This window comes from Rhodococcus sp. 14-2470-1b (assembly GCF_002259415.1).
In the GTDB taxonomy this organism is placed as follows: domain Bacteria; phylum Actinomycetota; class Actinomycetes; order Mycobacteriales; family Mycobacteriaceae; genus Rhodococcoides.
On record NZ_NPFY01000034.1, the window covers coordinates 80,655 to 93,110 of the forward strand.

1 protein-coding gene is annotated in these 12,456 nt (G+C 65.1%); it reads right to left on the reverse strand.

The genetic code is table 11. From position 1 onward, the window contains the following. Window positions 1–54 precede the first annotated feature (54 nt). Window positions 55–12,456: amino acid adenylation domain-containing protein (locus tag CH293_RS23230; protein ID WP_094721618.1), on the reverse strand; the 12,402-nt coding region annotated here is incomplete at its 5' end.

Genomic DNA, 12,456 nt, shown 5'->3' on the forward strand with positions numbered 1-12,456 from the left:
TACCGGACGCCCAATGGTATTCCTCGGTCGTCCCTTTCAGAAGAGAAAAGCACTCTATTTCGTCAGATAATTCTCCAGAACATTGCCGACTTCGGAAAGAACTTCGGGTTCGATCATTTGATTGTGGGCACAATCGATCGTCCTGATTTCAAGTTCTCCTTCGATGAATGCATTCCACACCGCTGGATCACGGTCGACCCCGTCACCCGACCCGCGACCTGCCGCGAAGAACAAGACATTCCCGTCGAAGACGTCGGGCACGAATCGACTCATGATCGACGTCGAATTGGCAAAACCGTCGTTGATGCGCTCGAGGTGCTCCGGTGTCAGACCGGTGTCCTGTCCGAACGACACCGACAACAACTCGACGGCGCCCTCGTAGGTCAGCGGCCCATCCGACGTGACGGTCGGCAGGTCGAGTCCGAGCCCCTCGAGTAGTTCCTCGACGCTGAGCTTGCCCTGCGGAGTGTCGTCACCGGACTCGACGTAGCTGTCCATGATGGTCAGCGAATCGACATCCGCTCCGCCCCGCCGGAGTTCGACCGCTACCGCATGGGCGACAGCACCGCCGAGAGACCAGCCGAGCAGGTTGTACGGACCGGTGGGACGGACCCGACGGATCTCGTGCGCGTACCGAGCTGCCAGCGCCTGGATCGAATCGAACGACCCTCCCTCGGTGATACTCGGCAGCTGCAGGCCGTACACCGGTCGATCGTCGGCGAGGTGCCGGACGATTCCCGAGTACCCCCACGACAACCCGATTCCGGGATGGATGCAGAACAACGGGTCTCCGCTTCCTTCTGCACGCAGAGGTATGACAACACCGAATGCGCTGTCCAAGCCCGTCGGCGCCGTGTCCTCGCGGCTGTCCACCCGCGCCGCAAGCCCGGCGGGCGTCGGGTCGAGGAACAGCGCCTGCAGCGGTACCCGCACACCGGTCGCCGATTCCAACGCCGGTACCACTCGGGTTGCGACGAGTGACGTACCGCCGAGGTCGAAGAAGTTGTCGTCGACACCGACACGCTCGACACCGAGGACGTCGGTGAACACATTCACCACCGCCTGTTCGGTTGCCGTCGAGGGCGCGCGGTACGGCACGGTGGACGCCGTCAGCTCCGGCATCGGCAATGCGCGCCGGTCGAGCTTGCCGACGGGCGTCAGCGGAATCGAGTCGAGGAAAACGATTGCCGTCGGAACCATGTGTCGGGGAAGAACCGTCGCCACGTGTTCGGTGACCTCGGCGGACCCGACGTCGACTCCGGCGACCGTTCTGACGTACGACACGAGCACCGTGTCGCCCGACGGGGCGGTGTGCCCGATCGTCGCGGCGAAGTTCAGCGCAGGGTGGTCGGTGAGCACCGAGTCGATCTCGCCGAGTTCGATGCGGAAGCCGCGGACCTTGACCTGGAAGTCACTGCGACCGACGAACTCGATTTTCAGTTCACCCGATTCGTCTCCGTGCGCCGAGCTCACCCACCGCACGACATCGCCGGTCCGGTACATGCGTTCGCCCGCTTCGCCGTACGGGTCGGCAACGAACCGTTCCGCCGTCAGGGCGAACCTCTCGACGTAACCGCGGGCCGTTCCCGGTCCGGCGATGTACAACTCACCCGCGATGCCTGCCGGCACCGGCCGAAGTCTGGCGTCGAGCACGAGGAAGCGGAACCCGATCGCCGGGCTGCCCACGTCGATCGTCCGTCCCGGTACGAGGGGGCCGCCGACGCTGGCCTGGATCGTCGTTTCCGTCGGTCCGTAGCCGTTGAACATCATTCGACCCGGTGCCCACCGTGCCACCAGTTCCGGAGTGCACGCTTCGCCGCCAACCGCCAGGACGCCGACGTCGCCGAGACGCGTGGGGTCGATCGACGCGAGCGCAGCCGGCGTGAGGAAGGCGTGCGTCACCCGCGAGCGCTCCAGCAGATCGGCCAGATCGTCACCGCCGAAGACACCGGGAGGAACGATCACCATGGTGGCGCCCACGCCGAACGCCATCGTCAACTCGTAGATCGACGCGTCGAAACTCGGGGACGCGATGTGCGAGATCCTGGAGTGCTGCGTCGGGTGAAAACGCAACGTGACCTCGTCCTCGAGGTTCGCCAGGCCTCGGTGCCGCACCGCGACGCCCTTCGGTCGACCGGTCGATCCCGACGTGTAGATCAGGTATGCCGGGTTGTCGAGGTGAAGTGGAGTGACCCTGTCCGCGTCGGTCACCGGCGAGGTCGGGTACCGCTTGATGTCGGCGGTGAAATCCTCGTCGTCCACCACGAGCCAGGTGATGCTGTTCGGCAGGGAATCTCGGTGGTCTCGAACCGTCAGTCCGATCGGCGCGCGGGAATCGTCGAGCATGTGCGCGATGCGGTCCGACGGGTAGTTCGGGTCCACGGGAAGGAACGCAGCACCCGTTTTCGCGACGGACCAGATGGAGAGAATGGACTCGATCGACCTCGGCAGAGCCAGCGCAACGAACGTCTCCGGCCCGACGCCGAAATCGATGAGCATCCGCGCGATACGTGTCGACCACTCGTCCAGCTGGCGGTAGGACAACCCGATGTCGCCGTACTCGACGGCGATCCCGTCCGGGTTCGCGGCGGCAGCGTCGGCGAGAATCATCGGCCACGTCCGGAACGGACCGCCTGCCTCGCCCCTGGCCGGCGCGAGGGCCGGGTGCTCGTGTTCGCCGAGCACGTCGGCATCCCCGATCGGCGCGGATGGTGCCGACACAGCAGCGCGGAGGATACGAACGAACCTGTCCGCGAACGTCTGCACCGTCGCAGCATCGAACAGCGACGTCGCGAAGTCGAATGCACCGTCGATACCGGTGGGTTCGCCTGCGTCGTCGAACGTCTCCGCCAGCAGCAACTGAAGGTCCTGCTTGGCAACCGGCACATCGAAATCGACGCCTTCGACAGTCAGATCCGGTAGGTCCAACCGTGCAGCTGTGTTGTTCTGGAACGACAGCGCAACCTGCGAGAGCGGAGCGTACGACGTGGACCGCGTCGGGTTGAGAACCTCCACGACACGTTCGAACGGAATCTCGGTGTGGCCGAACGCTTCGAGGTCCGACTCGACTACGCGGCCGAGCAACGACTCGAAGGGCTCCGCACCGTCGACGACGGTGCGCAGAACCAGAGTGTTCACGAACATGCCGACGAGGTCGTCCAGCGCTGCCTCGCCGCGACCGGCGACCGGTGTGGTGATCGCGATGTCGTCGATTCCGCTGAGCCGGGCCAATGTCGCCGCGAAGGCACTGTGCACGACCATGAACATCGTCGCACTGCGATCACGGGAGAACTCCACCACCCGACGATGCAGATCAGCATCGATGTCGAACTTGACTCGCCCGCCTCGGAAGTCCTGGTTGGTCGGACGTGGACGGTCGGTGGGCAGGGGCAGTAGGTCGGGAGTACCGCGCAGGGCGGTTTGCCAGAATCCGAGTTGCTGTGCGGCGACACTGTTCTCGTCGTCCTCGGAGCCGAGAAGTTCTCGCTGCCACAGCGTGTAGTCGGCGTACTGCACTTCGAGTGGACTCCACGCCGGAGCCACACCCGCCGTTCTCGACGAGTACGCGACCATGACGTCGCGAGCGAGCGGCGCCATCGAAGCTCCGTCCGCCGCGATGTGGTGCACGACCACGGCGAGCACATGGGAGTCCTCGCCGGTTCGATAGAGCGCCAGACGAATCGGGATTTCCGTCGTGACGTCGAACCCGCGGCCGGCGAAGCGACCGAGCGCGTCGACAAGTTCGTTGTCACGCACCGATTCGACCGTCACCTCGGGGATGACCTCCGCGGCGGAGTGAATCACCTGTGCGGGCGACTGCCCGACGTTCGGGAACGTCGTACGCAGCGATTCGTGCCGCTCGAGTACGTCTGCGACAGCTGCTCGCAGCGCGGACTCGTCCAACGAACCGGTGAGTTTCACGACGAGAGGAACGTTGTACGCGGGCGAGGCCGGATCGAACCGGTTGATGAACCACATACGCTGCTGGGCCAGCGACAGCGGTACCGCCTCGGGGCGCTCGACGGGCCGCAACACCGGCCGTCCGCCGGAATCTCCGGCCGATCCGGCAACGAGGACGGCGAGTCCCGCCACGGTCGGAGCCTCGAAAATACTGCGCACGCCGATCCGAGTCCCGAATTCAGCGTTGACACGAGCAATCACTCGAGTCGCGGACAACGAGTCACCACCGCGATCGAAGAAGTTGTCCAGCGCACCCACGCGGTCGGCTCCGAGGATCTCGGCGAACACCTCGGCCACCGATGCCTCGGCGTCCGTTCGAGGTGCGACGAAATCGACACCCTCGGAATCGAACTCGGGCGTCGGCAGCGCGCGCCGATCCAGCTTGCCGACCGGAGTCAGCGGGATGTCGTCGAGCTGAACGAACGCAGACGGCACCATGTGCCCCGGTAGACGCTCGGACGCATGGGCGTTCAGCTCACCGTGATCGAGCGTCGAACCCGACGTCGTCGCACGGACGTACGCAACCAGAACGGTGGCACCCGAGGGTGATTCGGCACCGACCGTGGCAACGAAATCGACCGCCGGATGGGTGGCGAGTACCGCGTCGATCTCACCGAGCTCGATGCGGAAGCCGCGCACCTTGACCTGGAAGTCACTCCGCCCGACATACTCGATGGTGTAACTCCCGCCGGCGCCACTGTCCCCGATGGTCGTCCCGCCGGCTCCACTCGAGTCCATGGTCGTTCCGCCGGCTCCACTGTCCCCGATGGTCGTTCCGCCGGCTCCACTCCTCCAGCGGACGAGGTCGCCCGTTCGGTACATCCGCTCACCGGGAGCACCGAACGGATCGGCCACGAAACGCTCCGCACTCAGAGCCGGGCGGTCGTGGTAGCCCCGAGCCAGGCCGACGCCCGCCAGGTAGAGCTCGCCGGTCACGCCCACGGGTACCGGTTGGAGCCTGCTGTCGAGCACGACCTCGTGGACGCCTCGGATCGGACCACCGATCGTCAGAGCAGCGGACGCGTCCAGTGGATCACTGATGTTGGACATGATGGTGGCTTCGGTCGGGCCGTACCCGTTGTAGAGCTTGCGTCCCGGCGCCCACTTGGACACCAGTTCTGCCGGTACGGCCTCACCGCCGACGACCACGTGAGCGAACGTCTCCAGGCCACCCGGATCGACCGACGCCAGCGCCGACGGAGTGATGAACGCGTGCGTCACGGCTTCGTCGGACAGGATTCGGTGCAGTTCCTCGCCGCCGTAGACCGTCGGAGGGACGATGACCATCGTCGCTCCGGCACCGAAGGCAAGCAGGTATTCGAGCACCGATGCGTCGAAGCTCGGCGACGACACGTGCAGAGTCTTCGACTCGGGAGTGACCGAGTATCGCTCGGCCTGTTCGTGCGCGAAGTTCTCCAGACCGGAATGCGTCACCACGACGCCCTTGGGCAGACCCGTCGAGCCCGAGGTGTAGATGGCGTAGGCCGTGCTGTCGATTCCGAGGCCGGCAACACGTTCGTGTTCCGCCAGTGGCTCGGTGGACAATGTCTGCAGCTCGGCTTCGGTTGCGGGATCGTCGAGCACGATCCAGGGCATGCCGTCGGCGACGGTCGTCGGGAGGTCTTCGAGTCTGCCGGCGATCGTCAGTCCGAACTGGGCGCCGGAGTCGGTCACCATGTGTTCGATGCGATCCCGCGGATATCCCGGGTCGACCGGAACGAACGCTGCACCTGTCTTGGCGACGGCCCAGACAGCGACGACCGATTCGATCGAGCGCGGAAGACCGAGCGCGACGAAGGACTCGACGGATACGCCGCGCTGCAGCAGCAGCCGAGCGAGGCGAGTGGAACGGCTGTCCAGTTCGTCGTAGTCGAGCGATTCGGTACCGAACCGCAACGCGACCCGGCCGGCGGAGTTCTTCGCTGCGTTCTCGAAGATGTGACCGAGGAGGACGGTGGAACGTCCCCGAGGTCCGTGGACCGGTGCGAGGGCAGCGCGCTCGGACTCGGCCAGCAGGTCGATACGGGCCAGCGGCGTTCTGTCGTTCTCGACGACGGCGTGGAGAACCCGAGAAATACGCGCGATGATCCGCTCGACGTCGTCGGCGGTGAAGAGCTCGGGCAGGTACTTGACCTTCAGGTGCAACCTGTCGTCCACGGACGCGACGAGTGTCAACGGGTAGTGCGCCGCGTCCGTGCCGAGAACATCGGCAACCTTCAGCCCGGCGATGTCGGTGTCCTCCGAAAGCCCGGCTCTGTCCACCGGGTACGACTCGAAGACCGTCAGGGTGTCGAACGAGACACCGTTTCCGGCGGCCCTCTGAATATCGGTCAAGCCGAGGTAGTGGTGATCGAGCAGGCTCGCTTGTTCCACCTGTACCCGGTCGACGAGATCTCCGACGGCTTCGGCCGGATCGAGCGTGATGCGCACCGGCAGTGTGTTGATGAACAAACCGATCATCGATTCGATACCGGGGATCTCCGGTGGTCGACCCGAGACCGTCGCCCCGAAGACGACATCGTCACGACCGGTCAGTGCCGCCAGTACGACGCCCCATGCGCTCTGCACGATGGTGTTGAGCGTCGCGCCGCGGTGCGCTGCCAGATCCCGCAGGGCAGCGGTGATCTCCTTCGACAGCGATTGCGTCGATTCGACGGACACGGCCTCGAGCTTCCGCCCGCGATCCGCGTCGGCCAGCAAGGTCGGTTCCTCGACACCGGACAATGCCCGAACCCACTCCGCCTTGGATGCGGCTGCATCCCGGCGCCGCATCCAGCTCAGGTAATCGCGGTATGCGGGAACGCGAGGCAACATCGAATCGTCGCCGGCCGTCGCGTACAACGTCAGCAGTTCCTTGATCAGCAGCGGCGTGGACCAGCCGTCGAGCAGGATGTGGTGGTTGGTGAGCAGCAAGCGCCACTCCCCCGTGCCGTCCGTACCGACGGATTTCGTGATCAGGGTGAACCGAAGCAGCGGAGCGTGATCCAGTGCGAACCTGCGTGCGCGGTCCTGCCGGAGCACCGAGTCGAGCGCTGCGTCGGGATCCGGCGTACCCGACAGGTCCACGTGCGACCACGGCACGTCGATCCCCGTCTGTACGACCTGCACCGAATCACCGTTCGAGTTGTGCACGAACGCTGTCCGCAGGTTCGCATGCCGGTCGAGCAACGTCTGTGCCGCGGCTTTCATACGATCCGCATCCACGACGCCGCGAAGCTCGAGTCCGAGCTGCACCATGTAGGCGTCGACGCCCGTATCGACCTCCAGTGCGACATCTGCGGCGACTTCACCTGCGAGTCGCGCGTGGAACAGGAGCCCGGACTGCAGCGGCGACATAGACCAGACGTCGTCGAGATCCGGGAATCGATTTTCCAGAGCGCTGATCGTCGGCTGATCGATGTCGACGAGCTCGAGGTCGGATGGTGTGTACCCGCCGGCGTCGGGCGCGTCGGCATGAGTGGTCAGTGCTGTCAGTGCCTCCACCCACAGTTCCACCAGGCGATCGACCTCGGGTGGTGTGAGGACGCCGGACGGGAACGCGAACGTCGCGTCCAGTACCGGACCTTGGTCGGTGGTGTTGGTGACCGCGTTGATGTCCAGCAGTGCCGGCACCGGCATGTCGGGATTCTGTGCATCGCCGAGCGTGGTGTCGGACACCGGGATCCAGCCGACGTCGTCCATTCCCTCGGAACTGCCCGTGGCGAATCGACCCAGGTAGTTGAAGCTGACCTGAGGCTTCGGGAATCCGGCCAGCGCGGCCCGGCCTTCGTCGGTGAGGTACCGCGCCATACCGAACCCGATGCCGTGGTCCGGGATGGCCAACAACTGTTCCTTGACGGCCTTGATCGCCTCGCCCGCAGCCGACCCTCCGGCAAAGGCGTCGGCGACGTCGATTCCGTTCAGGTCGAGGCGGACCGGGAAGATCGTGGTGAACCATCCCATCGTGCGGCCGAGATCGGCACCGGGTACGACGCCGTCCTCGCGTCCGTGCCCTTCCAGGCTCAACAACGCATCGCTCAACAACGCATCGCTCAGCGGCGTGTCGCCGTCGGCACCGCGTTCGTTGCGCCAGGCGATCAACGCCAGTGCGAGGCCTGCGAGCAGGCCGTCGCCGACGCTTCCGTGGAACTTCTCCGGAACTGTCGTGAGCAAGCGCTCGGTCACCGTGACCGGCAACGACGCCCGGATGCGTTCGACCGTCGCGTCGACGTCGACCGCGGGGTCGAGGGCACGAGATCCGATCAGCGGATCGGGTCCGTCCAGGATCGACGTCCACAACGCCAGTTCGTCGGTGCGCTCGGCGGCGACGTCGACCAATCCGGTTGCCCAGCGACGCATCGACGTGCCGGTGGGAGCAAGTGCCGGTTCGTCCCCTGCCACTACCTGAGACCATGCGGACGCGAGATCCGGAACCAGAATTCTCCACGAGACACCGTCGATCACCAGGTGGTGTGCAACGACGAGCAAACGGCCCGCACCGCTGGGAGATTCGAACCAGACCATCTGGATCATGCGGCCGGTCGCCGGATCGAGTCGGTCCGCTGCCTGATCCAGTTCTGCGGCAGCCCGTGCCGAGAATGCGTCACCGGACACGTCGTCGACCGTCACATGGTGGAGCACCGAGGACGCCGAGACCGAACCTTCGGCCGCGACCGTCTCGGTCCACACACCGTCGTCGTCTCGACACAGCTGTGCCCTGAGCATGTCGTGGGTATCGAGAATTGCCTGGACCGTGCGCTCGAGAGTCGACCGGTCGATGGACTTCGGCAGCTGCAGAAGCGCAGTCTGGGTGTACCGGCCGAACTCCTCGCTCCGCTCGAGCATCCACTGCACGATAGGAGTGAGAGGCAGTTCTCCGACGCCTCCACCGGGCAATTCTTCCAGCACGACGACGTCGGCGTCGCCGACGAGTGCCACCACCTCGGCGAGCCCTGCAACGGTCTTTCGTTCGAACACGTCGCGCGGGGCGATGACGAGTCCCGCTGCTTTGGCGCGGGACACGAGCTGAATCGACATGATGCTGTCTCCGCCGAGCGCGAAGAACGAGTCGTCGACGCCGACGGTGTCCAGACCGAGCACCTCGGCGAACAGCGCCGCCAGGCTGTGTTCGATCTCGGACGCGGGTGCCCGACTCTGAGTGACCCGAGACGAGAAGTCCGGCGCGGGTAGCGCTTTACGGTCGAGCTTTCCGTTCGCGGTGAGCGGGAGCTCTGCCAGCACGACGAGTGCTGCAGGCACCATGTACGACGTCAACGACGAGGCGACGTCGTCGAGAACACCTGCGACGTCGAGCGTGCGCCCGGCTTCCGGAACGACGTATCCGACCAGTCGATCACCGGCCCCGTCGTCGCGTACCGAGACCACGGACTGCGCAACTCCGTCGACTCCGAGCAGAGCGGATTCGATCTCGCCGAGCTCGATACGGAACCCGTGCAGTTGGACCTGCATGTCGCTACGACCGAGGTATTCGAGCCGACCTTCGCGGTTCCATCGAGCGGTGTCGCCCGTTCGGTACATCCGTGCGCCGTCGGTGTCGTCCGGGTCGGCGACGAAACGCGTTGCCGACAGTCCGGCGCGTCCGAGGTATCCCCGGGACAGCTGGCCACCCGAGACGTACATCTCGCCGGTCACTCCAGGCGGAACGAGCCGCAACCTGTTGTCGCGGACCGACACCGAGAGCCCGGGAATCGCCTGGCCGATGACGCTCGCCGATGCCGAGGCAGCGAACTGCTCGGTCAGTGCAAGGTGGCTCACGTGCACGGTGGTCTCGGTGATTCCGTACATGTTCACCAACGTCGGAGAGTTCTCCGGGTGGCGTGCGTACCACCGGCCGAGCTGACCGAGATCGAGCGCTTCACCACCGAAGACGATGTACCGCAACGCAAGTCGTGCGGAATCTGCAGGCGCGACACGATCGGCCTCGGCGAACTGGTAGAACGCCGTCGGGGTCTGATTGAGAACCGTGACCTGTTCGGCAACGAGCAACTCTCGGAACAACTCCGGCGAGCGAGCGGTGTAGTAGTCGACGACCACGAGGGTGCCGCCGTAGAGCAGTGGCCCCCACAGCTCCCACACCGAGAAGTCGAAGGCGTAGGAGTGGAACATCGTCCACACATCGGTCTCGTCGAACTCGAACAAGTCGACGGTGTTCTCGAACAGCGTGGCCACCGTGGAGTGCGCAACCTGCACACCCTTGGGACGGCCCGTACTGCCCGAGGTGTAGATGACGTAGGCGATCGACTCCGCGTCGACGATCCCACCGACTTCCTCAGGCGTCAGCGGATTCGAGTCGAGACTGTCGAGCACCTCGACGACGGACGGATCGTCGAGCAGCACGGTCGTCAGGTCGTCGGTCGGCACTGCCGTGACATCGGCGATCGTGGACACCACACAGACCGGCCGAGCATCCTCGAGCATGAACGCCAACCGGTCGGCCGGGTAGGTCACGTCCACCGGCAAGTAACCGCCGCCTGCCTTGAGCACCGCGAGTAGGACGACGACCAGTTCGGCGTTGCGAGGCATCGCCACTGCAACCAGGGTTTCCGGGCCGACACCCCGCGACACGAGGTGTCGTGCAAGTTGATTGGATCGATTGTCCAGCTCGGAATAGGTGTACCGACGGCTGCCGAACACCACCGCGGTGTGATCCGGGAACCGTGCAGCGGACGCTTCGAAGCGCTGCGCGAGAGTCTCGGTCGACGGAGTGGTTCCCTCGTGGTTCCAGTCGACGGTGAGCGCGTGGACTTCGTCGGCCGTCAGAATCTCGACGTCGCCGATGGCGCGGTCAGGGGCAACCGTCACACCGTCGACGAGCATGGAGAATCGTCGGACGAACTCGTGGACGGTCGATTCCTCGAACAGATCGGTGGCATAGGTGAATGCCATGTCGATCCCCGCAGGGACGCCGTCGTCGTCGAAGTTCTCGGACACGGTCAACTGCAGATCGAACTTCGCGATGCCTGCATCGATGTCGACTCCGTCGACGACGAGATCGGGCAGCTCGAGGTGCGCCCGCTGATTGTTCTGGAACTCCAACAACACCTGGAACAACGGAGAATGATCCGTCGACCGCGACGGCGCGAACTCATCCACCAACCGCTCGAACGGCACATCGGTGTTGTCGAACGCAGCCAGATCCGCAGCCCGAGTCGCCGCCAACAACTGCACGAACGACAGGTGCGCCGACACCTCCGTCCGCAACACCAACGTCCCCACGAACATACCGACCAACGCATCCAACCCGGCCTCACCCCGACCCGCGATCGGCGTACCCACCACGATGTCCTCGGTACCACTCAACCTGGCCAGCAACGCGGACCAGACCGCATGGACGGTCATGAACATCGTTGCCCCACCGCGTCGGCTGATGTCGGTCAGCGCGGCATGGGTGTCGGACGAGAGGTGGAACGGCACCGAGGCGCCGCGAAGCGACTGCTGATTCGGCCGCGCCTTGTCGATCGGCAACGGCAGAACCTCGGGGACATCCGCCAGAGTGCGCGCCCAGAAGGCCAGTTGGCGTGCGAGGAGCGACTCCGAATCGGACTCGTCACCCAGAAGGATCTGCTGCCACAGTGCGTAATCGGCGTACTGCACCGCGAGAGGCTCACGGACGGGTGCAGCGCCTGCTACCCGTGCGGAGTACGCGATCATCACATCGGAGGCGAGCGGAGCCATGGAAGCACCGTCGGCCGCGATGTGATGGACGACGATCGCTAGTACATGCCGGTCCTCGCGACCGTCGAGGCGGTAGACCGAGGCACGGAACGGCATGTCGGTCGTGACGTCGAACCCGCGAGATGCATCGGCCATGATCCGTGCCGTCAGATCGCCGGCGTCCACGTTCACGACGTCGAAGACGAGACGGTCGTCGGGGATCGAGTGGATCTGCTGTCTCGGCCGCTCTCCCGCCATCGGGAACGTCGTACGCAGACTCTCGTGCCGCGCAACCACATCCGAGACCGCTGCCCCGAGCGCTTCGATGTCGAGATGTCCGGTCAAGCGCACCGCGAGTGGGATGTTGTAGGCAGCCGACTGCGTGTCGAACTGGTTGATGAACCACATCCGCTGCTGTGCTTGCGACAACGGCACGATCTCCGGGCGCACCGCGGGCACCAACGGGGGTCGATCCGCGGCGGATTCGTCGGACTGTGCTCGCAGCGACAGCGTTGCGACGGTGGGTGATTCGAAGAGCGCACGCACCGTCACCGAACTGCCCAGGGCAGAGTTCACCCGCGAGGTGACTCTGGTGGCGCTGAGCGAGTCACCACCGAGATCGAAGAAGTTGTCGTCGACACCGACGGAGTCCATCCCGAGAACCTCGGCGAACACGTCCGCTATCGCGCGCTCGGTGTCCGTCGTCGGATCGCGATGCTCGGCCCCACTCGACAAGTCGGGGACCGGTAGTGCGCGTCGGTCCAACTTGCCCGCAGGAGTCAACGGAATCGACTCCAACACAACGAACGCCGACGGAACCATGTGCGACGGCAACACACCCGC